General features: G+C 63.0%; 23 protein-coding genes and 1 pseudogene. 14 read left to right on the top strand and 10 right to left on the bottom strand.

Going from position 1 to position 25,055, the window contains the following annotated elements; genetic code table 11:
* Window positions 1–7 precede the first annotated feature (7 nt).
* The 14 genes and pseudogenes from NKH95_RS07000 (at window position 8) to NKH95_RS06935 (ending at window position 15,603) form a co-directional block, all read left to right on the top strand.
* Window positions 8–382: a hypothetical protein gene (locus NKH95_RS07000; RefSeq protein ID WP_352866136.1), complete on the top strand. Its 375-nt coding sequence runs from the start codon at window positions 8–10 to the stop codon at window positions 380–382.
* Window positions 379–999, top strand: a complete 621-nt coding sequence (locus tag NKH95_RS06995; RefSeq protein ID WP_352891248.1) for a cytochrome c oxidase assembly protein — start codon at window positions 379–381, stop codon at window positions 997–999. The genes NKH95_RS07000 and NKH95_RS06995 overlap by 4 nt, the downstream gene beginning before the upstream one ends.
* 41 nt (window positions 1,000–1,040) lie before the next feature.
* Window positions 1,041–2,063 (top strand): c-type cytochrome, encoded by a 1,023-nt coding sequence (locus NKH95_RS06990; RefSeq protein WP_352891246.1) that lies wholly within the window; start codon window positions 1,041–1,043, stop codon window positions 2,061–2,063.
* Window positions 2,064–2,101: 38 nt separating this feature from the next.
* Window positions 2,102–3,291, top strand: a pseudogene (locus tag NKH95_RS06985) (PQQ-dependent sugar dehydrogenase).
* A gap of 81 nt (window positions 3,292–3,372) precedes the next feature.
* Window positions 3,373–3,576 carry a hydroxymethylglutaryl-coenzyme A reductase family protein gene (locus NKH95_RS06980; protein ID WP_352891245.1) on the top strand — a complete coding sequence of 68 codons (204 nt, stop codon included), beginning with the start codon at window positions 3,373–3,375 and terminating at the stop codon, window positions 3,574–3,576.
* A gap of 234 nt (window positions 3,577–3,810) precedes the next feature.
* Window positions 3,811–4,791 carry an AraC-like ligand-binding domain-containing protein gene (locus NKH95_RS06975; RefSeq protein WP_023808993.1) on the top strand — a complete coding sequence of 327 codons (981 nt, stop codon included), beginning with the start codon at window positions 3,811–3,813 and terminating at the stop codon, window positions 4,789–4,791.
* A 104-nt stretch (window positions 4,792–4,895) separates the two neighbouring features.
* Window positions 4,896–6,923: a hydantoinase/oxoprolinase family protein gene (locus NKH95_RS06970; protein ID WP_352610064.1), complete on the top strand. Its 2,028-nt coding sequence runs from the start codon at window positions 4,896–4,898 to the stop codon at window positions 6,921–6,923.
* A gap of 3 nt (window positions 6,924–6,926) precedes the next feature.
* The gene (locus NKH95_RS06965; RefSeq protein ID WP_352610065.1) at window positions 6,927–8,894 is read left to right on the top strand and encodes a hydantoinase B/oxoprolinase family protein; all 1,968 of its coding nucleotides are present in this window, start codon (window positions 6,927–6,929) and stop codon (window positions 8,892–8,894) included.
* 136 nt (window positions 8,895–9,030) lie between these two features.
* A complete protein-coding gene (locus tag NKH95_RS06960; protein ID WP_352794549.1) occupies window positions 9,031–9,882 on the top strand; it encodes an FAD binding domain-containing protein in 852 nt (283 codons plus the stop codon).
* Entirely contained in the window at window positions 9,879–10,376 is a 498-nt protein-coding gene (locus tag NKH95_RS06955; RefSeq protein WP_352610068.1) for a (2Fe-2S)-binding protein, read from the top strand. Before NKH95_RS06960 ends, NKH95_RS06955 begins: the two co-directional genes overlap by 4 nt.
* Window positions 10,369–12,717: a xanthine dehydrogenase family protein molybdopterin-binding subunit gene (locus NKH95_RS06950; protein WP_352794550.1), complete on the top strand. Its 2,349-nt coding sequence runs from the start codon at window positions 10,369–10,371 to the stop codon at window positions 12,715–12,717. Before NKH95_RS06955 ends, NKH95_RS06950 begins: the two co-directional genes overlap by 8 nt.
* A 12-nt stretch (window positions 12,718–12,729) precedes the next feature.
* Window positions 12,730–13,461 carry a LamB/YcsF family protein gene (locus NKH95_RS06945; RefSeq protein WP_023808987.1) on the top strand — a complete coding sequence of 244 codons (732 nt, stop codon included), beginning with the start codon at window positions 12,730–12,732 and terminating at the stop codon, window positions 13,459–13,461.
* A 94-nt stretch (window positions 13,462–13,555) separates the two neighbouring features.
* Entirely contained in the window at window positions 13,556–14,938 is a 1,383-nt protein-coding gene (locus tag NKH95_RS06940; RefSeq protein ID WP_352440676.1) for an aspartate aminotransferase family protein, read from the top strand.
* Window positions 14,935–15,603, top strand: a complete 669-nt coding sequence (locus tag NKH95_RS06935) for a nuclear transport factor 2 family protein (RefSeq protein WP_127294316.1) — start codon at window positions 14,935–14,937, stop codon at window positions 15,601–15,603. The genes NKH95_RS06940 and NKH95_RS06935 overlap by 4 nt, the downstream gene beginning before the upstream one ends.
* A 157-nt stretch (window positions 15,604–15,760) precedes the next feature.
* On the opposite strand, the gene NKH95_RS06930 is transcribed toward NKH95_RS06935, so the two are convergent.
* The 10 genes from NKH95_RS06930 to NKH95_RS06885 form a co-directional block, all read right to left on the bottom strand.
* A complete protein-coding gene (locus NKH95_RS06930) occupies window positions 15,761–16,954 on the bottom strand; it encodes an ABC transporter substrate-binding protein (RefSeq protein ID WP_023808984.1) in 1,194 nt (397 codons plus the stop codon).
* A gap of 43 nt (window positions 16,955–16,997) precedes the next feature.
* The gene (locus tag NKH95_RS06925; protein ID WP_352440675.1) at window positions 16,998–18,089 is read right to left on the bottom strand and encodes a branched-chain amino acid ABC transporter permease; all 1,092 of its coding nucleotides are present in this window, start codon (window positions 18,087–18,089) and stop codon (window positions 16,998–17,000) included.
* Window positions 18,090–18,093: 4 nt separating this feature from the next.
* Window positions 18,094–18,999 carry a branched-chain amino acid ABC transporter permease gene (locus NKH95_RS06920; protein WP_027036291.1) on the bottom strand — a complete coding sequence of 302 codons (906 nt, stop codon included), beginning with the start codon at window positions 18,997–18,999 and terminating at the stop codon, window positions 18,094–18,096.
* Window position 19,000: 1 nt separating this feature from the next.
* Window positions 19,001–19,735: an ABC transporter ATP-binding protein gene (locus NKH95_RS06915; protein WP_023808981.1), complete on the bottom strand. Its 735-nt coding sequence runs from the start codon at window positions 19,733–19,735 to the stop codon at window positions 19,001–19,003.
* A complete protein-coding gene (locus tag NKH95_RS06910) occupies window positions 19,732–20,484 on the bottom strand; it encodes an ABC transporter ATP-binding protein (RefSeq protein ID WP_352440674.1) in 753 nt (250 codons plus the stop codon). Before NKH95_RS06910 ends, NKH95_RS06915 begins: the two co-directional genes overlap by 4 nt.
* Before the next feature lie 249 nt (window positions 20,485–20,733).
* Entirely contained in the window at window positions 20,734–21,705 is a 972-nt protein-coding gene (locus tag NKH95_RS06905; RefSeq protein ID WP_023808979.1) for a 5-oxoprolinase subunit C family protein, read from the bottom strand.
* Window positions 21,695–22,570 carry a 5-oxoprolinase subunit B family protein gene (locus NKH95_RS06900; protein ID WP_128302548.1) on the bottom strand — a complete coding sequence of 292 codons (876 nt, stop codon included), beginning with the start codon at window positions 22,568–22,570 and terminating at the stop codon, window positions 21,695–21,697. Before NKH95_RS06900 ends, NKH95_RS06905 begins: the two co-directional genes overlap by 11 nt.
* Window positions 22,571–22,579: 9 nt before the next feature.
* On the bottom strand, window positions 22,580–23,944 hold the full coding sequence (locus NKH95_RS06895; protein ID WP_352891243.1) for an acetyl-CoA carboxylase biotin carboxylase subunit: 1,365 nt from the start codon (window positions 23,942–23,944) through the stop codon (window positions 22,580–22,582).
* A complete protein-coding gene (locus tag NKH95_RS06890) occupies window positions 23,944–24,177 on the bottom strand; it encodes an acetyl-CoA carboxylase (protein ID WP_013533152.1) in 234 nt (77 codons plus the stop codon). Before NKH95_RS06890 ends, NKH95_RS06895 begins: the two co-directional genes overlap by 1 nt.
* A 66-nt stretch (window positions 24,178–24,243) precedes the next feature.
* Complete coding sequence (locus tag NKH95_RS06885; protein ID WP_127255327.1) at window positions 24,244–24,966, bottom strand: LamB/YcsF family protein; 723 nt, start codon at window positions 24,964–24,966, stop codon at window positions 24,244–24,246.
* Window positions 24,967–25,055: the final 89 nt, after the last annotated feature.

The following is a 25,055-nucleotide window of genomic DNA, read 5'->3' as shown; positions in this document are numbered from 1 at the left end:
GACGGTGATGCGCATCATTCCCAAAGAGGTCGAAACGCTCTGGACGCTCTTCACCGCGCCCGTGATCTGGGCCGGACATTTCCTCGCCTGTTACGCACTGGCCGCAATCTGGTGTGCAAAGCGCGGTGACCTCGGTTTCGCTGTCGTCCAGGCTGGCATAGTGGCTATGACGCTGGCGGCACTCGTGATGATCGTCTTGTCCGGGTGGCTCGCCTGGAGGCAGTGGGGCTTCGGCACGAACGATCCGCCGCACGACGATCCCACAGCGACGGACCGCAACCTCTTCCAGGGGTTTGCCACGCTACTGCTTTGCGGCCTGAGCTTCGTCGCCGTGCTCTACGTGGCGCTGCCGCTGCTCTTCATCGACGGATGCTCTTCATGAGGACGGCAAGCCTGTTGCTGGGCTTCGTCACCCTCGCGCTGGTCTGGGCGGGACCGCTGCTCGATGCGTGGCGTGGCTCGTTCGCGGCCCACATGCTTGCCCACATGGGCGTCGTCGCGATCGCGGCGCCGCTGATCGCAATCGGTATTGCCAGGACGATACGCTCCGTGGCCACCGCCGCTCCCCTTATCGCCTCTCTCGTCGAACTGATTGTCGTCTGGGGCTGGCATGCGCCGGCTGCGCGCCAGTGGGCCGAGACATCGACCATCGCCACCATGATCGAGCAGGTGTCCTTCCTTGGCGCCGGGCTGTTCCTGTGGCTGACGTGCGTGGCGCCGCGCAATTCCGATGCGCCGGCTAGGGACGCTGCCGGCGCCTTCGCGTTGCTCCTGACCTCCATCCACATGACGTTGCTTGGCGCGCTGCTCTCGCTCGCCTCGCGACCGCTCTATGGCCTCGGCGATGTGACGTGCTTCGGCCTCGTGCTCGGGGCGGGACTGGACCAGGCGCTCGGCGGCATCATCATGTTGATGATCGGCGCTGCCGCTTACCTCGCTGGAGGTGTCTTCCTCCTTGCCAGGCTCCTAGGCGGCAAAACCGAGAGGCTGGCCGGCTGATGCACGTCAACTGGAAACACTTGGCGATAGGCTTGGCGATTTTGCCGGCCGCCGTGCTTTTCGCGACCTGGATCGGATTCTTCAACGTTGGCGCCTCGACCGGCCACTGGAAGGTGACCGAGTGGTTCCTGCACTTCGCCATGCGCTCGGCCGTACGGACATACGCACTCACGGTCAAGGTGCCGGACGAGCTGCCGCGCTATGCTATTCAGCCGGCTGCCGGCCATTTCGCCCGCGGCTGCGCCATCTGCCACGGCGCGCCCGGTGAACCGCGCTCGCCCGCCGTCCTTGCGATGCTGCCGCAGCCGCCGGACCTTGTCGGTAAGGTCGGCGAATGGACGGACGCCGAACTCTTCCGCATCGTCCAGCACGGCGTGCGCTTCACCGGCATGCCGGCCTGGCCGACGCAGCAGCGCGACGATGAAGTCTGGGCGATGGTCGCCTTCCTGCGCGAACTGCCGATGATGGACGAGGCGCGGTGGCGCGACCTTGCTTATGGCAGTAGCGAACCGTCGACTGGCCAAACACAAGGCCTCGAGCGCGCACTCGCCGATTGTACCCGCTGCCACGGCACGGATGGGCTCGGCCGGAGCCCCGCAACGCCCGTCTTGGCCTCTCAGCGCGAAACCTATCTTCTTGAAAGTTTGAGAGCCTACGCTGCCGGCCACCGCCAGAGCGGTGTCATGGGAATTTCTGTCACCGCTGTCGACCCTGCACTCCTCGCCGATCTCGCGCGGCATTTTTCCGCGCTGCCTGCGCCTGCAACGTCGACGCAACCGGACCGTGCCCGGATCGCGCGTGCCGATGAGATCGCGCGACGCGGCATCCCGGAGCGCGACGTTCCGGCATGCCTGGGTTGCCACGGTCGTCCGGACCGCAACCCCATCTATCCGGAACTGTCCGGACAGCCCGCCAAATACATTGCGACCCAGCTCGAGCTTTTCCGCGAGGAAAAGCGCGGCGGCACGCGCTTCGCCCATCTGATGCGCAACGCTGCTAAAAACCTCTCGGACGCCGCCTATTTCGCGCAAATGTCGCGTGCCGCCGCAACCGGAACGCCCTGATGGCGTTACGTCACTGTCCCAATCTTCGGGAATATCTGATGCGAAAAATTCTCGGCGTTTTACTCGTCATTGTCGCCTTCGTCGTAATCGCGGGGGCGAGCTTGTTCTTCTTCTCGCGCGAACAGGCCACCGTTCCGATCGAGCAGACCTACGGTCCAAACCCGACGCTCGCCGAACCCAATCCGACCTGGATACCCACGGTCCACGTTGCCGAGGCGACCCCTTGGCCCCAAGGCAAGATGCCGGTCGCCGCCCAAGGCTTCGCCGTCAACGAATTCGCTGGCGGCCTCGACCATCCGCGCTGGCTGCACGTGCTGCCCAATGGCAACGTGCTGGTCGCCGAAAGCAACGCGCCGCCAAAACCTGACGAAGGTTTTTCCATACGTGGCTGGTTCATGAACCTGTTCCAGAGCCGGGCTGGCGCCGAGGTGCGGAGCGCCAACCGTATCTCGCTGTTACGCGACGAGAACGGCGATGGCGTGGCTGAGACCAGGACAGCCCTCCTCAGCAGCCTCTTCTCGCCCTTCGGCATGACGCTGCTCGACGGCAAGCTCTATGTCGCCAATGCCGACGCGGTCGTCGCTTTCCCCTATCGCGATGGCACCACCGAGATCACTGCTCCGTCCGAGAAGATCGTCGACCTTCCGGCCGGCCGCAATCACCATTGGACCAAGGACGTCATTGCCAGTCCGGACGGGATGAAGCTCTATGCCACCGTGGGCTCCAACTCCAATGTCGGCGAAAACGGCGGGACGAGATCGGCAGCGACCTCGTTCCCGACTACATGACATCGGTCAGGGATGGCGCCTTCTTCGGCTGGCCCCACAGCTATTTCGGCCAACACATCGATGTCAGGGCGCAGCCACCGCGTCCGGACCTCGTCGGCAAGGCGATCGTGCCCGACTACGCACTCGGGGCGCACACCGGGTCGCTTGGGCTCACCTTCAACACCGCCGACCTGTTCGGCCCGCACATGAAGAATGGCGCCTTTGTCGGCCAGCATGGTTCATGGAATCGCATGCCGCGAAGCGGCTACAAGGTGATCTTCGTGCCGTTTGCCGACGGCAAGCCGTCGGGGCCGCCACAGGACGTGCTCACCGGATTTCTGAGCAACGATGACAAGGCATTCGGCCGTCCGGTCGGCGTCGCCATCGACCGAACTGGAGCATTGCTGATCGCGGATGATGTGGGCAACAAGATTTGGCGGATTATCCCGGCGGCCGACTAGGCCGGAGCATTGCTTCGGCGCGTGGAAGGGTTGGGCTCATGGGCCAAAACGACCGAGGAGCCGAGCGGATCGTCACCATTTTTGGCGAAACAGGGTTTCTTGGGGGACGATCGAGATGCCGATGGCGCTCGGTCTGGTTGGCGGCGCCACCGGACGCGTCCGCTGGCCCACATCGCGCTCAAGATCCTCGGGGTGAAGGGTGCGCAGGAACTGGCCGAGGCGGCGGTGACCGTCGGCCTGGCACAGAACATGGCGGCGATCCCGGCGCTGGCCAACTTATCCTGAATGAGTGTGCGAGAAGAATGCATGGCTCCAAGTTGGCTTGCGGTTTGCGCGCCCAAGGCTGGTTTGATCAACTGCACACCAGGACCGTGACGATAATTGAAACCGTCGCGAGCTCCGGCCCTTGGGCCAAACGGCCACATAAGTTTATTCGTTTTTGACCAATACGCGCCGGCGGATTCCTGTAATCTTCAGAAAAACACCGGGCTAACCGGGGCCAACCAGAAAGGTCGGGGAATGAAATACGTCGTCGATACGATCGGCGGTCCCACAGGCGGTGATGCCTGGCAAGCCGCTGTTACCGAAGCCTATTTTCCGCTCGACACCGAGTATCGGAACCGTCGTGAATTTTCAGGCACGCTGGAAACCTTCTCGCTTGGGCTCGTCAGCGTGTCTAAAATGCGCTGCGATGCCGTAAGCTATCGCCGCCATCGCCGCCACTTCCTCAACGAACGTGACGCCAGCCTGCTCATCACCATCCCGGAGATGTCGGAGGTGAATTTCTCGCAAGGGTCGAGGACCGTCAATTGCGGTCCGGGGGGCTTCCTCGTTGAGAGGGGAGATGCGCCTTACGAATTCTGGCACGGTAAGCCAAACGCGCTGTGGGTCCTGAAGGTGCCGTCGTCGAGCGTTCGGGCGCGGATCGGGTCTGCCGAACGGCTCAGTGCGCTCAGTTTCGACGCAACCCAAGGCGTCGCCGCGCTCTTCCTTGACACGGTGCGAACCACGATCGGCCATGTCGATGAGATCACTGAAGTCGCTCGTGAGATGATGGGCAGGCACATCCTGGAAATGCTGTGCCTGTCGATCGTGAGCGACGATCGCGTGCTGGACAGCAGCATCTCGTCGATCCGGGCCGGCCATTTGCATCGTGCCGAGCAGTATATTCGCGACAATCTGAAGAATTCCGGCCTCGGCCCGCAGGCGGTGGCCGATGCCTGCGGGATTTCCCTGCGTTACCTGCAGGTTCTTTTTCAGGACAGCAACCAGTCGATCAACGGCTTCATCCGCGACGCCCGGCTTGAACTTTGCTCCGAGGAACTGATGTCGGTGACCAACATCAGCAGCGTTGCCGAGATTGCTTACCGCTGGGGCTTTGCCGACCAGTCTCAATTCTGCAAGCACTACCGGACGCGGTTCGGTTGCGCACCGACTGATACCCGTCGCGAAGCAGCGAACCGGGCAGGCCGCGCTTCGACCTCAAGAGAGCGGCACTAGACCCGGCGAAATCCGGGCCAATTCCCATAATCTATTGCGACGCCGCCCCGGCAAGGGCGGCGAAAGCCGGGCCTTGCCCGCAAATATCCCGCGAAGGAACTGTCATGAGCAGAATAAGAGTTGCCGTCGATGTCGGAGGGACTTTCACCGACATTTGCATCATGGACGAAGATAGCGGCGCGATCCGCATCGAGAAGACCGCCTCCACGCCTGACGATCCCATGCAGGCGATCATGAATGGCGTGGAGCAGGGCCGCATCGATCTTTCGGAGGTGACGCTGTTCTCTCATGGTACGACGGTCGCCACCAATGCGCTGATCACCCGCCGCCTGCCACGCACCGCAATGGTCTGCACCGAGGGTTTCCGTGATGTTGTCGAGATCCGCCGCGCCAACAAGGAAGACCTCTGGGACACCTACAAGGATGTCGCCAAGCCCTATATCCCGCGCCGCGACCGGCTGACGGTCCGGGAACGGGTCAGTGCCGAGGGCACGATCCTGGAAGCACTGGACGAAGAGGCCGCTCACCGCGTCGCGGAAATTCTCGTGAAACGGCAGGTCAAGTCCATCGCCGTCTGCTTCATGAACTCCTATGTCAACGGCGCCAATGAGCGCCGCATGCGTGAGATTCTGAAGGAGGCCATGCCGGATCTGCCGGTTTCGATCTCCTCGGAGGTGATGCCGGAAATCTTCGAGCACGAGCGTTTTTCCACCACCATGGCCAACGCCGTCTGCGCCCCGGTCGTCGTCGACTACGTGTCGCGTCTCGGAGAAAAGCTTGCCGCGGCCGGATACAAGCGAGATCTCCTGTTGCTGCACAGCGGTGGCGGGGTCATGACACCCGCAAGCGTCAGGGATTTCTCAGCCCGGCTCGCAGGATCGGGCATCGCCGCCGGTGCGATCGCAAGCCGCTTCATCGGAAATCTCTGTGGCTTCCAGAACTCGATCGGCTTCGACATGGGCGGCACCAGCACCGACGTCTCGCTCGCATGGAACGGGGAGTCGCGCATCACAAAAGACTGGTACATCGAATTCGGATATCCGATCCGCTTCCCCTCCATCGAGGTGCTGACCATCGGCGCGGGCGGCGGTTCGTTGGCATGGCAGGACGAGGGCGGCAGCTTGCGCAACGGACCGCAGTCCGCCGGCGCGTTTCCGGGCCCTGCCTGTTACAAGAATGGCAACCGCACCGCCACCAACACCGACGCCAATGTCGTGCTCGGTCGTCTCGGCACCAGCCTTGCGGGCGGCAAGATCACGCTCGACCCCGCTCTGGCCGCCCAGGCGGTGCAGGAGACTGTGGCGACACCCTTCAGCATGGAACTCCACCAAGCGGCCGAGGCGATCATCGCTGTCGCCAACGCCAATATGGGCAATGCCGTCCGGCTTCTCTCCATCAGCCGGGGCTATGACCCACGAGACTTTGCGCTCGTCGCATTCGGCGGTGCAGGCGCTTTGCACGGAGCGGCCGTGGCGAAGGAGCTTTCGATTCCAACCGTGATCGTGCCGCCCAATCCTGGCGTCACCTCCGCGCTCGGTTGCCTTCTCGTCGACGTGCAGCATGATTTCTCCGAAAGCTTCATGGCCGATGCTTCGACGGTCTCGCCCGCCGAGATGCAGACGGCCTTTGTTCTGATGGAAGAACAGGCGGTTGAGCGTCTGACCCATGAGGGCGTGGCGCGCGAAGACATGGCGCTGCAGCGTACGGTCGAGATGATGTACCAGGGCCAGTGGCGCTCGCTCGCGGTGTCAGCCCCGGCGCGGATCGAGAGCATCTGCTCGCTGATAGAGGCATTCCACAACGAGCACGAACGCGAGTTCAACTACCGCCGCGAAGAGGCGCCGGTGTCGATCTTCCGCATCGCGGTCAAGGCGATCGGCATCGTACCGAAAGCCGAGATGCCGCGGCATGAAGTCTTGCCGCACAAGCCACAGCCGGTCGGCCGCCGCGGCGTCTGGTTCGACGGCGTATCTCATGATGCGGCTGTCTATGAACGCGACCAACTCAGCGCCGGCGCTGCCTTTGCGGGACCCGCCATCGTCGAACAGTTCGATTCCACCACCGTGGTTCCGCCGGGAATGAGCGCCACCGTCGACGACTTCCTGAACATTCTCATCGTGACGAAAGGCTGAGACATGACAAAGCTGATTGAAACGAGCCCTGGCCTCGATCCGGTAACGTTCGAGGTGCTGAAAAACTCCTTCATCACCACCGTCGACCAGATGGCCGAACAGATGCTTCGCACCTGCTATTCCTTCGTCATCTACAACCGAGACTTTTCGAACGCCCTGCACGACGCCGATGGCAACTCCGTTGCCCAGGGCAACTACGACATCGCGGTCCATGTCGGCACACTGCACAACACATGCAAGGAGGTGATCCGGGTCTTCGAAGGCGATATGGCACCCGGTGACGTCTACGCAATCAACGATCCCTATGCCGGCGGTACGCATTTCAGCGATGTTCGGCTCGTCCGACCGATCTTCGATGAAGACAAACTGATCGGCTTCTCCCAGTCGAACGGACACTGGTCGGATCTCGGCGGCTCGGTGCCGGGTTCCTTCGACGTCACCGCCCGCGACATGTTTCGCGAAGGCCTGCGGATCACGCCGTTGCGCCTTTTCCAGCGCGGCCGCTTCTGCTCCGACGTCGCCAACATGATCGCGGCCAACACGCGCGATCCCGCGTCGATCATTGGCGACATCCATTCCCAGGCGCAGGCGACGCAGGCCGCCGAGCGCGAACTGTTGCGGCTGGTCAAGAAGTACGGACGCGGCCAGGTCATGCGCGGGATGGAGGAGGTTCAGGACTACGTCGAACGTGCCGTGCGAAAGCGTCTCGCGGAACTGCCCGACGGCACTTGGGAGACGGTCGACTACATCGACCGGGATCTCGGTGCCGGCGAAGGCATGATCCCGATCCGCATCAAGATGACGATCAAGGGCGACACGATCCACTACGACTTTACGGGAAGCCATTCGACCATTGCCTCGATGTACAATTCCGCCCCGGGCGCGACCTTCTCGGCCGTGGTCGCCGGCATGAAAACCTTCTTTCCGGACCTCCCGCTCAACAGCGGATTTTACCGGATGATCGAGGTGACTGCGCCAAAGAACAGCATCGTCAGTGCGGAATGGCCGGTGGCGGTGACCGGGTTCCTGATGCCGTTCGAAAAGATCATGAACGCGATCTTCGAGATGTGGTCGAAGATCATGCCCGAACGCGCTATCGCCTGCGCCTTCAACCTCGAATATCTGCTGGCCGGGGGACGGGACGCGCGCAAACCCGAAAAGCCGATCTTCATGTTCTACGAATGGCTGCCGGGCGGTTGGGGCGGGCGCAACGGCAAGGATGGTGCCGATGTCACCACCGCCTGCTTCGGAACCGGGTTGATGTCGCAACCGAACGAAGGCAACGAACGGGTGAATCCGACTCGGACGGTCGAGTTCCAGATCAAGCAGGATTCAGCCGGGCCCGGCAAATGGCGGGGCGGCGTCGGCGTGCAGAAGACCTCGTTGCTGCTTGAGGCTGAAAATGCCGTCATGTCCTATATTTGCGACCGCGAGCGCGCTGTCGTCTGGGGTGTCGAAGGAGGCCTGCCGTCGATGCCCCACGGCTTGACCATGAAGCGCGCCGGAGAAGAGACCGAGATCTGGCTCGGCTCCGTATTCTCCGATTACTCCGTCCACACAGGCGACCAGTTCGCTCGTCCGACGGCCGGCGGCGGCGGTTTCGGCGATCCACTGCAGCGCGAGCCCCGCAAGGTGATGGAGGACGTGATCGACGACTACGTTTCCCTGGAGCGCGCCAAGACTGACTACGGCGTGGTGATCCGCGAAATCGACCGCGACCTGTGCCAGTACGAAATCGACGGGACGGCAACCGAAGCCTGCCGTGCCGACATCCGGGCGAAACGGAAGGACTGGGCACGCATGGATCCTGAGGAGGTCGCGCGCAAATATCGCTCCGGCGAGATCGATACGCTCGATGCGGTTCGGCACTATGCCGTGATCCTCGACTGGGAGACTGGCGAACTCCTCCCCAGAACCACCGCCCAGTTCCGTGAGAGCTTTGAGAAACGCACGGTCGCTCACTGGGCCTGAGCGCCAAAGAGCACGCCGCAGAGTTATCTGTTTTTTCGATACGATACTCAAAGAATTACTATTTCACAGGAGCCTAAAGCTGGAGCAACAATGCTGCAGCGCCGCGAAAGTTGGCTGCTTCCGAGGGGTATGACAGATGGCACCAAGCGTGGAACGATCGTTCACCGCAGCCAGCACGATTGAAGAGGCAATGGCCGCACGCCGGCAAGGCGCGGCGGTGCTTGCCGGCGGCACCTGGATGATGCGTGATCCACGGCGCGGGGTCGACCTTCCCGAGGCGGTGGTCGCACTCCACCGAATACCCGCCTTGTCCAAGGTCGAAATCGAACCGGACCATGTCGTGATCGGCGCAGCCGTTACCCATGCAGTCCTTGGCCGCGCGTTGCACGGGGCAGTGGGCTTCGAAGGTCTGGTTGCCGCGGCGGAGAATGCGGCCAATCCCGGCATCCGAAGGGTCGCCACCGTGGGCGGCAACCTTTGTGCCCTCGACTTTGCCGCCGCCGATCTCGCCCCTGCGCTTCTCGTCTGTGAGGCGGCGGTGGAACTGGAGACGTTCGAAGGCCCAAAACTTCTCGGTATTTCAGATTTCCTCAAAGACAGGCATACGCTGCTGGCCGAAGCGATTGTGACGAGAATTCATCTGCGCCGCGACCTTGTCGCAAGTGCTCATATCCGCCTGCCGCTTCGGAAAGCCGGCGACTATCCGGTCGCCGTCGTCTCGCTTGCGGTAGACAAAGACAAACGATGTCGCATCGCCGTCGGCTCGGTGGAGCCGGTAGCGCGGCGCTGGACGGCGCTCGAACAGGCCATGAGGGCAGGCCCGGCCTATGCGCTCGATCCGGAACGCACCGCCGAGCTTGCACTGGAGCACAATGATTTTCAGGGCCGCGACGGTAAGGAGGCGGAGGGTTGGTACCGCCGCCAGGTTCTTCCGCCGCTGGTCAAACGCGGTGTTGCCGCACTTCTCAAGACTGGGGGCCTGGCATGACCGTGACATTCCAGCTGAATGGCGAGGACTGCCGCTTTGATGGCGATCCGATGACGCCGCTCGTCGACATCTTGCGGCAGGAACGATTCCTGACGGGGACCAAAGCCGTGTGCCGCGAAGGCTTTTGCGGCGCGTGCACGGTGCATGTCGACGACGAAGCGGTGCCGTCCTGCCTGAAGCCGATTGGCCTCGTCCAGGGATGCGCGGTGACGACCATCGAGGGATTGAGTTTCGGAAGCCAGGCGCTGCACCCGCTCCAGGCCAATTTCGAGGCGGTCGATGCCGTGCAATGCGGCATGTGTTTTCCAGGAATGGTCATGAGCCTTTCGGCGTTCGTGCGTGACAATCCGCATGCGAGCCGTCCCGAAATCAAGGCCGCGATGGCCGGCAACATCTGCCGCTGCACGGGATATGAGCGGATCGTCGACGCCGTGGCCGACTGCCTTGACCAAGCGCGGAAGGCTGGCCAGTTGGCGGGAGGCATACATGTCTGAGCTGTCCGCCACCGTGATGAATCTTCCCCGCCGCGATGCGCAGGACAAGCTGCGCGGGCGGACGAAATACACCAACGACCGGGTTCGCCCCGACATGTTGCATGCCGTGCTGCTGCGGTCGACCGTTCCCGCGGGGCGTATCCGCAAGCTCGACGTTTCGGCGGCACTTCGCTGTCCTGGCGTGCGCGCGGTGGCGACCGGCGCCGACGCGCCAGGGCTCTACGGCATCGGCATTGCCGACCATCCGCTCCTGGCCATCGACACGATCCGCTATCACGGTGAACCAATCGCCGTCGTCGCCGCCGAGACGGAGAAGCAGGCGCGGGCGGCACTTGCCGCCATCATGCTCGAGGTCGAGCCGCTGGCACCGGTGCTCACCATGGCCGACGCGCTCCAGCCCGGCGCCCGTCTCGTCCACGAGGGCTGGCGCGGCTACGAGGTGATCACCGAGGGCGGTGCACGTGCCGGCAACATCGCATGGGAGGCAAAATCCAGCCGCGGTGACGTCGATGCGGCCTTCGCCCGTCCCGACATACGCATTGTCGAGAGCAGCTTTACCGTCGGCCGGCAGAGCCATGTGCCCTTCGAACCGCGCGTTGCCATCGGCTCCTGGGAGGACGGCCGTGCTCACATACAGACCTCGACGCAGGTGCCTTGGACCGTGCGCAACGTCACCGGAAGGGTCATGCAGCTTCCGCCCGGGCGTGTGCGGGTCACTGTACCCCCTGTCGGCGGCGGGTTCGGCCTGAAATTCGATGCATCCATCGAGCCTATCACTGCAGTTCTGGCGCGGATGACCGGGCGCACGGTGGTCCTGGAAAATACCCGGCAGGAAGAGATGGCAACCTGCCTCTGCCGCGAGAATGCGGAAATCCGCATCCGGTCCGCTGTCACTGCCGAAGGATACATCGCCGGGCGCGAGGCGGTCGTGCTGATGGACTGCGGTGCGTATGGAGGCGAACAGGTTTTTCTGACGACGATGACGGCGCACACGCTGGGCGGCAATTACAGGGTTGGCGCAACGCGGCTCGTCAGCCGCGCCGTATACACCAACACACCACCCAACGGTGCTTTCCGGGCTTGCAACGGCGTCTACAACACATTCGCTTTGGAGCGACACACCGACGAAATCTGTGATGCGCTAGGCTTCGACCCGATGGAGTTCCGGAAGAAAAATGTCCTGGGAGATGGTGATCTCGGTGCCACGGGCCAGGTTTTCGAGGCCGACGTGCTGGGTCCGATGCTCGATCGCATGGAGACACTGCGCGCCAGTACCGGTACATCAGAGGCCGAGGCCGACGGCAGGCTCTATGGTATTGCAACCACGGTCGGCACATGGTTCGTTTTCGTCGGGCCTTCGGCGGCGACGGTGAATTTGAACGCCGACGGCAGTGCAACACTGGTCACGTCGGGTGTGGAGATCGGATCTGGCACGATGGTGCAATCCCTGCCGCAAATCGTGGCCGGGCAACTCGGCCTCGCTCCCGACCAGGTGATCGTGCGCGAAGCCGACACCGATGCCGCCGGTCTCGATGTCGGCGTTGGCGGCGGACGAACCACCGTGTCCATCGGCGCGGCAAGTGTGGCTGCCTGCGCGGAAGTGCGGGAAAAGCTGCTGCGGACCGCCGGCGAGATGCTCCAGACCCGACCGGAAGACTTGGTGCTGCGGGATGGTCGTGTCGAGATCGCGGGACGTCCCGGCTCCGGCATATCGATCCCCGCTGTCGTCGCCCATGCGCAGGCAACCACCGGCCCGGTCACCGGAAGCGGAGCCTTTACCGCCAGGAACACTCCGGCAATGTCCGGCTGCGCGATGGGGCACTTCATCGATGCGCTCGACATCCCCGTCTTCGTTGTCCACGAGGCCGAGGTGGCGGTTGATCCGGACACCGGTCATGTCGAGGTGCTGGCCTATCGCGTGGTGCAGGATGTCGGCCGCGCACTCAACCCGCGCGCGGTCATGGGCCAGATACAGGGTGGTGTCGTGCAGGGTCTCGGCTACGCCCTGCATGAGGAGGTGACGATCACCGCTGACGGACGTATCGCGCAGGACGATTTCGAGACCTATCGCCTGCCGCTGGCGCAGGACGTGGTTCCGGTCGCCGCCGACCTCTACGAGGGCGCTCCGTCGATGGGGCCTCTAGGCACCAAGGGCGCGGGCGAGGTCCCGATCCTGGCCGTGGGCGCGGCGATCGGCTGCGCTGTGGCACGCGCTATCGGCAAGCCGGTGCGGCAGCTGCCACTGACGCCGCCGCGCGTGCTTCGACTGCTGCACGAGCGCGAACCGCCGCCGGAATTCCCCCACATCGCCCACGGCTGGGCGTCGAACACTCTGGGCTGAGGCAAGCAAACCATGGTCACCCTGAACTGCGACATGGGGGAAAGTTACGGCAACTGGCGTTTCGGCGACGATGCCGGCATCATGCCCCACATCGATTGCGCCAACATCGCATGCGGCTTCCACGCCTCCGATCCATGGACGATGCTGAAGACCGTGCGGCTCGCGCTTTCGCACGGAAAGCAGGTTGGCGCGCATCCGTCCCTTCCCGATCGCGAGGGGTTCGGCCGGCGCGAGATGAAACTTCAGCCCGAGGAACTGACAGCCGCCTTCCTCTACCAAATCGGTGCGCTGACAGGAATGCTGGCCGCCGAGGGCGGGCAGCTCAGCCATGTCAAGCCGCATGGCATCATCTACGGCATGGCCGCGCACGACGTGGACACTGCCCGGGCGATTGCCGCGGCGGTCAAGCCGTTCGGCGTCCCTCTCTTCGGCCTGGCGGGAACCTGTCACGAGACGGCGGCAGCCGAACTCGGCGTCGCCTTCGTGGGCGAGTTCTTTCCCGATCTTGCCTACGCTCCCGGCGGCAGCCTGATCATTCCGCGCGTCCAGTCGGCCATCGACCTGACGCTTGCCGAGCACCGCATGGTGGGGGCGCTTACCCGACGCGAACTCGTCACGACAGACGGTACGATCCGCCCGGTCGACTTCGACACCGTCTGCATCCACTCCGATCCTCCGAATGCGCGCGACGTCGCCGCGCTGATGCGGCGGATCATCGACACCCATTCCAACAGCCTGCCATGATTCATTTCCCGAATCGTGAAAGCTCCACGCATGGGATCGAGGACTATCTCGCACTCACCTCCCGAACCATTTCCCCAAGCCGCTGAGGACTTCCATGGATGCGCTTTCCAACTCTCTCGCCGCCGCCGACATCGCCACCTCCATGCACCCCTACACAAACCTGCGTCAGCACGAGGAAACCGGGCCGCTGATCATCAGCCGCGGCGACGGCATCCGTGTGTATGACGAACGCGGCAAGGAATACATCGAAGGGCTCGCCGGGCTGTGGTCGGTGGGCGTCGGCTTTTCGGAAAAGCGGTTGGCCGACGCTGCCTACCAGCAAATGCTGAAGCTGCCCTACTACCACACCTTCTCCTCCAAGGCGCATGAGCCATCCATCCGGCTCGCTGAGAAACTCGTGGAGATGACGCCGGAAAACCTGACGCGTGTCTTCTTCACGTCGTCGGGCTCGGAAGCCAACGACACCATCGTCAAGATGATGTGGTTCATGAACAACGCGCTGGGCCGGCCAAAAAAGAAGAAATTCCTGGCACGGACCAAGGGCTATCACGGCATCACCGTCGCCTCCGGCAGCCTGACGGGCCTGCCGGTCAACCATCGCGACTTCGATCTGCCGGCGATTCCCGTTCGCCATTTGACCTGCCCGCACTTCTATCGCTTCGGCATGGAAGGCGAAGACGAAGCCGCCTTCACGGCGCGTCTGCTCGCCGAGCTGGAAGCGGCGATCGCGGAAGAAGGGGCTGACACCATTGCAGCCTTTATAGGAGAGCCGCTCATGGCAGCCGGCGGCGTTCTGCCGCCGCCGGTCGGGTACTGGGAAGGCGTGGAGAAAATCTGCCGGGCAAATGATATCATCCTGATAGCAGACGAGGTGATCTGTGGTTTCGGGCGGCTTGGTACGCCTTTCGGCGCTCAGAAATACGGCTTCACGCCTGATATCATGACGGTCTCCAAGCAAATCACGTCGTCTTATATGCCGCTTGCCGCCGTCATTTTCTCCGATGCGATCTATCAGGCGATCGCCGACAACACCGCAACGATCGGCAATTTCGGCCACGGCTTCACGGCGTCGGGTCATCCGGTCGCGACGGCGGTGGGTCTCGAAAACCTCGCCATCTTCGAGGAGCGGGACTTGATCGGAAACGCGGCCCGCCTTGAGACGTCGTTCCAGGCCGGCATCCGCTCGTTCGCCGATCACCCGCTTGTCGGCGAAGCGCGGGGCACCGGTCTTATCGGCGCCGTGGAGCTGGTGGCAGACAAGGCGACGAAACGCCCCTTCGCCAAGGTTGGGCGCGCAGGGAGTATCGCAGCGGGAATCGGCCACGAGGAAGGCCTCATCTTCCGCGCCATCGGCGACCAGCTCGCGCTCTGTCCGCCGATGATCTCGACAGAAGACGATGTGAAGGAAATCATGACGCGCATGGGCCGGACGCTTGAGCGCCTGACCGGTGCGGTTGCCAAGGAGGGACTTGAATGACCCGCATGAAAGCCGAACCGGTCATCCATATCGACGACGAACGCTTTCGGGTCACCGAATGGCGCTTTGCCACCGGGGCCGAGACCGGCTGGCACATCCATGGCCATGACTACGTCATCGTGCCGCTTACGGACGGCAAGCTCGGTCTCGAAGGCCCCGACGGCGCGCAGTCGCAAGCCGCTCTCACTCAAGGGGTGCCCTACTCGCGGCGGACGGGTGTGGCCCACAATGTCATCAATGCCGGCGATGCGCCGCTCGCCTTTCTCGAGGTCGAGGTCGTTGAGGCTGGCGATCTCGCAGCCAGGCGGCTCGCCGTGCTCGACCGGTTCCTCGCGGCCTGGAACGCTCGCGACGTGGGCGCGCTGATGGACTGCATGGTTGAGAATTGCGCTTTCCACGGCTCGGCCGGCCCCGATGCCGAAGGGCGCAAGCATGTGGGGCGTGACGCAGTGCGCGTCGCCTATGCAGCGCTGTTCGATGCCTTCCCGAAAGCCGCGTGGATCAGGGGACGGCACATCGTGACGGGCGACACCGGGCTTTCATCATGGCGCTTCGTCGGCACCACGGCAGCGGGGCAGCAAATCGAAGTCGACGGCTGCGATATCTTCGCTTTCTCGGGGGAGCTCATAGCGCTCAAGGATTCCTACCGCAAAGCGCGAGGGTAGCGAAAATCTGGATTCATCGGGCGACAAGGGCGGTCCAAACGGGCCGCCCTCGTTTTTTGCTCAAAGGCAATATCCTCAAAAGACGAAAGGCCCGGTCATCCCAAAGGAACAGGGCCTTCCGCATATGAAGGGCCGGGCTTACCCGGCCCATCTTCTCCTACTTGAGCAAGGCTTCCATCGGTACCGGCTCGGAAATCGTCCAGTTGCCTACAACACCCGGCTTGCCGGCCTTGGTCTCGACGATCAGGTACCGCGTCTGGTTCTGGTGATGCAGTTCCGGCGTGAAGGTACGAGGCCCGAACAGTGTCGGCTCATTCTTCATCTTTTCCAGTTCCGCGACGACCGCGTCGGCATCGGCCGTGCCTGCACGCTCCACCGCCTTGGCCCAGACGTCGACCATGACGTAACCCGGAAAGACATACTGGCTCGAGGGATCGGCGCCTGTCTTCTGCTTGTAGGTGGCATTGAACTTCAGCACGGCCGGATTGGGATCGTCGCCATAGATCGATCCCTGAACGGGGACGTAGAAGTTCGTCAGATCGGGCACAGCCGAGAGCCAATAGCTACCGTCGACGCCCGATCCATTCAGGATCATGGAATTGATACCCGCGGCGCGAAGCTGCTTGATGGCCGAGACGGCGCCCGGCATCATCGTGCAAAGCATGATCGCATCCGGCTCCTTCGGCAGAGACTTGATGCGGGTGATCTGCGCGGCGATGGAGGCATCCTCGTTCTTGAAGGTGTCTTCACCGACAAGCTTCGCGCCCTGGGCTTCGAGCTTCGGCATCATCCAGTCGAAGCCGTCGCAGATGCCCTTGTTGTAGGCCGTCCAGGTATCGAGCAGACGGTAGAAGTCCTTTGCGCCCTTTTCCTTGAATGCCCACTCGGCCATGGTCGCTCCCTGCACGGCCGCCAGCACCGACGCGGAGAAGCTGTGCGGGCCGACACCCTGGATGCCGGCCTTGACCGATTCCGCGCACAGGAAGAAGGAGATACGGCCTGCGTCCTCGGCCGCGAGCGCAGCCGGCGATCCGAAGTCGTAGTCGCAGGACACGACCACGAGATCCGCACCCTGGTCGAGCACGGAGAGGCCAGCCTTGGCGCCTTCGGCCCGGTCGGACTTGGTGTCGGCCTTGACGACCTTGATCTGCTTTCCAAGCAGACCGCCAGCCGCATTGATCTCGTCGATGCGGATCAAAGCCGCCTCCTGGGCAGGCTTGTCATAGGCTTCCATGAAGCCCGACTCCGCAGTGGCGAAGCCGATGACGATAGTCTTGTCATCGGCCAGGGCCGGGTATGCGATGGACATCGAGGCCAGAGCGGTTGCGACAATTCTCATTTTGTATGCCATGCACGTCTCCTTTTTTGTTTTCCGGTCGGGCTTGTGCCGCCGGTCACTTGTTGCGACTGCTGCGAGGTAAGGTGAGTTCGCGGTTGCCCATGAGTCCGGATGGGCGAAGCGCGAGGATCACGATCATGATGACGCCGAGGGCTATTTCCTGAACCCCTTTCGGGAGGGCGAACGTGGACTCGCCGAGCGATACGCCTGCCTCCAGCCAACGCAGCGCCTGGATGAGGGCGGACAGCAGGACGACACCCACCACACCACCCGACAGGCTGCCCATGCCGCCGACGACGAGCATGGAAAGGGTGATGAAGGTGAGACCGAGATAGAATGTATCGGGTGTGACCACGCCGATGGAATGAGCCATCAGCGCACCGCCCAGCCCCATCACCGCGCCCGATACGACGAACGCCACCAGTCTTTCCCTGGGAATGTCGATACCGGAAGCCGCGGCGGCGGTGGGCTCGTCGCGGGCAGCACGAAGGGCTAGGCCGGACCGGGAGATCGCGTGCACCCAGGCGATGAAGATTGCGACCACGGCGCCGATGAGATACGGCCAGATCACGCGCACGATCGGAATGCCGACGACCGACGAGGTCGCTCCGGTCACGCTCTCCCAGTTGGAATAAATTGTGTTGATCATGGCGAGCATCGCGAAGGTCGCGATCGATGCTGCGATGCCCGATAATCGCATCAGCACCCGCCCGAAGATGAGAGCGGCGAGGGCGGCGAACAATGCCGCCAGCACGGCCGATTGCCAGTAAGGCAATCGGGTCGCCAGCAGCCATTCGGGCAGTCCCGGCAACGAACCGCGTTTCATCATCGGGTTGATGGTGAGCCACGCGGCCGCGTAGGCGCCAAGGCAGGTGAAGCCGATATGCCCGAAGCTGAGAACGCCCGAATTTCCGATAAAGATGTATAGGCCCACGACGAGGATGACACGGACGAACACGTCGATCACCGTCTGGTTGAAGGGCCGCGATCCGGTCATCACCGTGATCAGCGCGATGGCCAGCAGCAGCAGAGAAAGCAGGACCGGCGTCAGGATTGTGCGGCGCGCAAGTGCGAAGCGGGCGGGCTTTTGCTTGGCAGCCGCGGCACCGGGAGCGGTAGAGTTGGCTAGGGAGGCGGCGACAGCCATGAAATCAGACCCTTTCCTTGGTGCCGCGCGCGGCAATAAGCCCTTGCGGGCGGAAGAGGAGGACGAGGATGACCGCTCCATAGACAAAGGCATCGCGGAATGGCCGGGCGTCGATGGGCAGCATGACCTGCATGATCACCGAGGCGGCACCCAGCAGGAAGCCGGCGAGCACGGCTCCCCCGAGGCTGCCGAGGCCGCCAATGACGGTGGCGATGAAGGCCATCAACATGATCGAGGCGCCCATCTGGATGTCCAGCGTGCCTGTCTGGGCGCCAAAGATCAGCGCAATGGCGGCGGCCAACGCGCCGGAGAGGGCGAACGCACCCATGATGACCCGGTTCGCACGCACACCCAGCATGCGGGCCATCGAGAAGTTCTCGGCCGCCGCCCGCATCTCCAGGCCGAAGCGGGTTTGACGCAGGAACAATGTCAGGCCGATCAGGATGACCATCGTGGCGACGATCGTTATGAGCTGGAGGAGGGGAAGCCGGGCACCAAGGATCTCCACCGGCTGGGACAATTCGGGCAGCAGCGAAATCGATTTCGGCCGACTGGAGAAAAGCATGAGCAGGAAGTAGCGAATAACGAAACCGAGCGCGAAGGAGGCGATCATCATGGTTGCCGGATTTGCCTGGCGGAACCGCCTGAAGACGACGATTTCGCACAGCACCGACAGCCCGGCCCCGCAGAGGAGCACGAAGGGCACCAGCAGGTACCACGGCAATTGGCCGGCGAAGACGATGGCCATGGCGTCTGTTGACGGCCATAGCAGCGCGAAGACGCAGAAGGCGATGACGTCGCCATGCGCGAAGTTCACGAGCCGCATCACGCCGAAGATGAGGGCAATGCCGAGCGCGCCGAGCGCGTACAGCGAGCCAAGCGAGAGTGCGTCGAACAGGATCTGAAGCATCTCAATTGTCCTCGTAGCCGAAATAGGCAGCCTGGATCGCCTCGCCGTTGCCGAGCGTCCGCGCGTCGCCATCGAGCACGATCTGTCCGCCACGCATCAGGATCATCCTCCCGCCCACCATCATCGCCCGGGCCGAGCTCTGCTCAACGATCAGGAGCGTGAGTTGGCGCTGCGCACGCAGCGCGATCAGCCGCTCGTAGACCTGGTCGTTGATGTTGGGGGCGAGGCCCAGCGAAGGCTCGTCAATGGCTACAAGCCGCGGATTGGTCATCAGCGCGCGTCCGATGACCAGCATTTGCTGCTGCCCGCCGGACAGCAATCCCGCCTGCCCGTGCCGCCTCTCTTTCAGCATCGGGAAGGTTGCGTAGACGGCTTCGAGTTCGTCGGCCGCTCGGCTGCGCCAGCCGCGTTCGCGGGCGTGCATGCCGGTTCCGACCAGGAGGTTCTCTTCGGTCGTCAGCGAGCCGAAGACATCGCGCCCCTCCGGCACCATGGAGAATCCGAGCCGGGCGATGTTTTCCGGCGCCTGGCCGGTGATCTCATGACCTGCAAGGTCGATCCGGCCGCCCGCCACCGGCGTAACACCGGCGATCGCGCGCAGCAGCGAAGACTTCCCGGCTCCGTTCGGGCCGGTGATGAACAGGATTTCTCCCTCGGCCATGGAGAAGGAGACATTTCGGACCGCCGTGAGACGGCTATAGCGAATAGTGATATCGGAAAGGGCGAGCAGGCTCATTCCATCGCCTCCAGAACAGGCAAGTCGGTGTTCGCGGCCGTGCCCATATAGGCGTGGCGCACCTTCTCGCTGTCGCGGATGGCCGCAGGCGGGCCTTCCTCGATGATCGCTCCGGAATCGAGCACAACGATATGCTGGCAAAGGCCGAGCACCAGCCCGACATTGTGCTCGATGAGCAGGACACCGCAGCCGAGATCGCTGGCGATATGTCTTATCAGGGCCGAAAGCTCCCGCGCCTCCAGTGCACTCATGCCAGCCGCGGGCTCGTCGAGCAGGATGTATGCGGGCCGTCCCATCAGGGCGCGGCCAATGGCGACGCGGCGCTCGTCCGTATATGGCAACGTTCCGGCGATGCGGGTGCTCAGCGCACCGATGCCTATCCAGTCGAGCATCGCTTCCGCTTCGGCGATGGCAGCGCGCCGGCTCATTCCCAGGCCAACGCCGGTTACCTCCAAATTGTCCAGCACAGGCAAGTCGCGGAAGAGCCGCCCACCCTGGAAGGTGCGGGCGATGCCGCGCCGCCGGACCTGATGCGGCTTGAGACCCGTGAGTGCTGCGCCGTCGAGCTTGATGGTGCCTTCCGTCGGTGCCTGGAAGCCGGTCAGCACGTTGACGAGCGTGGTCTTGCCAGCGCCATTCGGGCCGATGAGGCCACTAATGCGGCCGGGCGTAATTTGGAGGTCTACCGATGACAGGGCCTTCAGCCCCGCAAACGATACCGAGACGTTCTCCGCGCTCAGATGACTCATGACCCTTTCCTTCTTTCTACCGACGGAAAGGCGCGAAGCATCCGGCCTTGCGGCCAGTCACGTTGCAAATGTCTTCCCCTGTCGGTTCCGGCGGTCTCTAGCGGACTGCTCGGATGCCAAATTCACGCCGTTGCCCGGCGTCGTCTTGTCGTTTCGCGCACCGGATTTTGTCTTCCGCCACGCACGGTCGGTTTTGGCCGGCCGATCTCCTCGCCACCGGCTCCTCCGCCGGCATTTTTCCGGCTGACGTCAGCCGGCCAGATGTCCTTCAGCACGCGCCAGCGCGGCGCGCTGTTCGGTTCGCGCGGCAAGCGCGTCTTCCAGCGTCACCGGAACGAAGCGCGCCGGGGTGTGCGGCTGGAGCTGGGCGATAAGGTCCATGTCGGCCGATATCACCACGCCCAGCATCATGTACCCGCCACCCGAAACCGCGTCCCGGTGAAGAACGATCGGCTCCGTGCCACTCGGCACCTGGACGGATCCGTAGGGATAGCAGGCATCGACGATGTTCGAGGGGTCGGAGCCCGCACCGAAAGGCTGCTCGCGCTCGACGAACTCCAGCGGCGTCCCGCCCCGGAAGCGATAGCCGATGCGGTCGGCTTCGGGCGCGACCTTCCAGGTTTCCTCAAAGAACCGATTGCCGGCAGCCTCGGTGATCCGATGCCAGTACATCCCGGGAAGCATTCTGAGTTCCGCCGGACTATTGCCCGCGCGGCGCAGATTTGCAGGCAGTGAAAGACCGGCTTTGCCGGAACCTTCGCCGAGGGGAAGCTCATCACCCGCCTTCAGCGTGCGGCCCTGATGGCCGCCGAGTGCGCCCAGAATGTAAGTCGAGCGCGAACCGAGAACCACGGGTACGTCGATGCCGCCGGAGACGGCCAGATAAGCGCGCGCGCCGCCCTTGAGGAAGCCGAAGGAAAGCCGGTCACCGGCCTTCACCGGAAAACTTTCCCAGGTCGGCCGCTCCTCGCCATTGAGTTTGGGGGGGAGTTCTCCGCCGGTGACGGCGACGACCGCGGATTGGGTGAATTCGAGTTCGGGGCCCATGAAGGTGGCTTCGAGCACCGCGGCACCCGGATTGTTGCCGACAAGCAGGTTTGCGATGCGTGTGGCAAAGCGGTCCATGCCGCCGCCTTCGGGAATGCCGACATGATAGTGGCCTGGTCGACCAAGGTCCTGCACGGAAGTGGAGAGGCCGGGAGAGATTACCTTAACGGCCATTGATAAGCTCCATCAGCTTTGCATTGGTGCCGTAAATATCGCTGTTGAAGTCCTTCAGGCTGAAGGTGCACTCGCGAACCGTCGGCTGCCACCGATTGGCTTCAATTTCCTCCAGCGTGGCGTCGTAGTCATCGCGGCCAATGGCCTTGAACTTGACGATGTCGCCTGGCTTGAACAGGCACATGTCATCGGAGAGGTAGCGCACCTTCCTGGTCGGGTCGTAGATCGGGGCCGGGGTTATGCCATACATCTGGTAGCCGCCAGCGCCGCGTACTGAATAGATCGCTGCGAAGCAGCCGCCATGGCCAATGGTGAGCTTGGGAGTGTCGGTGCGTGGACGCAAGTATTTCGGCGCCTGAATCTGTTTCTTGCGCTCAACCATCTGGTACAGGAAGGGCAGTCCGGCGACGAAGCCGACCATCGATACGAACCAGGGCTGGCCGGAATAGGCCTCGATAAATTCTTCCACCGTGGCGTAGCCGTTGATGCGGGCCGAATATTCAAGATCGGTGGAGGAGGGGTCCTGATGGCGCTCGCGGAAGCGCAAGCAGGTTTCACGCGTCCATGGATCCTGGAAATAAACCGGCAGTTCGATGATCCGGGTCTTCAGCACCGGGTCCGCCTTCGAGGCCGCCTCTTCCATCGACTTCAGTTCGCTGAGCAAATCCTGCGGCTTGACGATGTCGGGGTTGAAGCGAATCTGGAAGCTGGCGTTGGCAGGGCAGATCTCGGTGACACCTCGGATGCCTGCCGTACGCACCGCGTTCGTCATCGAAAGGCCGGTAAAGAAGGAGGTGAGCGACATTTCCTCGGACACCTCGCCGAAGATATGTTCGTCACCGCCGAAGTTGAATCGTATCGACATCGGTCCCCCTTAAACCGCCAAAGCTGCGGCGTTTTCGATGAGCCAGCCTTCCAGCCAGCGGGTATGCACGTCTCCCGCCCGCACCGCCGGATCGGCGGCCAGCGCAAGAAACAGCGGCTTGGTGGTCTTGAGCCCGCCGATCTTCAACTCGTTGAGCGCGCGGATCAGGCGCACTATCGCCGCCTCGCGCGTCTCTGCATGCACGATCAGCTTGGCAAGCAGCGAGTCATAAAAGGGCGGCACCTGATAGCCTTGGTAAAGCATCGAATCGAAGCGTACGCCCGGACCGCCGGGAATGCGAAGCTCGGCCACTTGCCCCGGGAATGGAGCGAACTCCTTCGCCGGGTCTTCGGCATTGAGCCGGACTTCGATCGCATGCCCCTTGACGGAGACATCGCCTTGCCGGATCCGCAGCTTCTCGCCGCCGGCGATGCGAAGCATCTCCGCAACGAGGTCGATGCCGGTGATCGCTTCGGTGACCGGGTGCTCGACCTGGATACGGGTGTTCATCTCGATGAAGTAAAAGCGATCTGCTTCATCGTCATAAAGATACTCTACCGTGCCGGCACCAGAGTATTTGACCGCCTTGGCCAAAGCGACCGCCGAAGCGCAGAGCTCCTCGCGCAGCCTGTCTGAAAGTGCGCGCGACGGCGCCTCCTCCCAAACCTTCTGGCGTCGCCGCTGCAGTGAGCACTCCCGCTCGTAGCAGTGGATGGCATCGCTTCCGTCTGCCAGCACCTGCACCTCGATATGGCGGGCCTTGCCGATCACCTTTTCCATGTAGAGGCCACCGTCGCCAAAGGCGGCGAGGGCTTCTGCTTTGGCTTGAGGAAAGGCTTGTTCGAACTCGGCGAGCGAGTTGGCGATGCGGATGCCCCGCCCACCGCCGCCTGCCGCCGCCTTGATCATCACCGGAAAACCGGTTGCGGTCAGCACCTCGTGGCCAGCCTTGAGGCCCTCGACCCGGCCAGCCGAGCCAGGCACCACAGGGACACCTGCAGCGGCGGCGGCGGATCGCGCCGAGACCTTGTCTCCCATCATCCGGATCGCATCTCCCGACGGGCCGACGAAGACCAATCCAGCGCCTGTGACCGCGTCGGAAAACGCGGCATTCTCGGCAAGGAACCCATAGCCTGGATGAACGCTGTCGCAACCGGTGTCGCGGGCAGCCTTCAGAATTGCTTCGACATTGAGATAGGACTTCTTTGCCGCTGGTGGGCCGATGTTGACCGCTTCGTCCGCAAGCTGGACGTGGAGCGACTCGGCGTCTGCGGCCGAATACACCGCCACGGTGGTGATCCCCAAATCTTGCGCGGCCCGGATGATCCTGACCGCTATCTCACCCCGGTTGGCAACCAGAAGCTTTTTCAGCATCAGTCGAGATCCGCAATAGGTGCGCCGGCCATGATGGGGTCTTCATTGTCGGCAATGAAGCGGATGTTCGTACCGGCCGTCTCGGCCCTCACTTCGTGGAACGACTTCATCACTTCGATGAGACCGATTACGTCTCCGGCGGAAACCGCGTCGCCATCCGCCTTGTAGGGCGGCTGGTCTGGCGAAGCGCTGCGATAGAAGGTGCCGGGAAGAGGCGAAAGAATCTGGGCCATAAAAAGCTCCGGAAAACTGCGGACAGATTAATTTGGAACCGCCCGCGCGGGCGGGTTCGGTCGAGTTCAGTGCCAGGGGGCGATTGCGGTGCGCACGGCTCTGGCTATTTCGATGGCGTTCGGCGTATCGGAATGCACGCAGATGGTTTCGCAGCGTACGGGGAAGAAACTGCCGTCCTCTGCCGTGCCCTCGCCCTCCCTGATGGCGCGTACGCACCGCTCGGCCATCTCTGCGGGGTCCTTGGCGTCATGAACGCGTGTCAAGATCAGCTTGCCGGAGGCATCGTAGTCGAGATCGGCATAGAACTCGGCGACGAATGGGATACCGCGCTCTTGATAAATCTTCTCATGCAGGGTGCCCGTCATGCCGAAGAGGGGTACGCCGAAAACCTCTGCGGCGTCACACACGCCATGGGCGATTGCCTCCTGCTGCATGGCCATGAAGTAAAGGCTGCCATGCGGCTTGATGTGGTGGAGTTCCACACCTTCGGCCTTGAGGAAGCCGGCAAGCGCTCCCACCTGGTAAATGATGGTGTTCCTGACTTCTTCGCGGGTCATCCGCATCTCGCGCCGGCCGAAACCCTGAATGTCGGGCAAGCCTGGATGGGCGCCGATCTTGACGCCACTCGCCTTGGCGCTGCGGACGGCGGCGTGCATGTGATCCGGATCAGAAGCGTGGAAACCACAGGCGACATTGGCAACGTCGATGATGGGCATCATGCCCATATCATCGCCAACCTTGTAGAGGCCAAAGCTTTCGCCCATGTCGCAGTTTAGCGTCACCGCCATCGCATTGTTACCCCTCGAAGCTGCCGTCTTTGCGGCGTTGCAGCATTTTTTGCGCATGCGAAGGCGTTTGTGAAATAGTAGTTTATTGA

Source organism: Mesorhizobium sp. M0848 (assembly GCF_040319805.1).
Lineage (GTDB): Bacteria > Pseudomonadota > Alphaproteobacteria > Rhizobiales > Rhizobiaceae > Mesorhizobium.
Note: the sequence above shows the minus strand (reverse complement) of the source record. Positions and strands in the feature narration are given on the sequence as shown.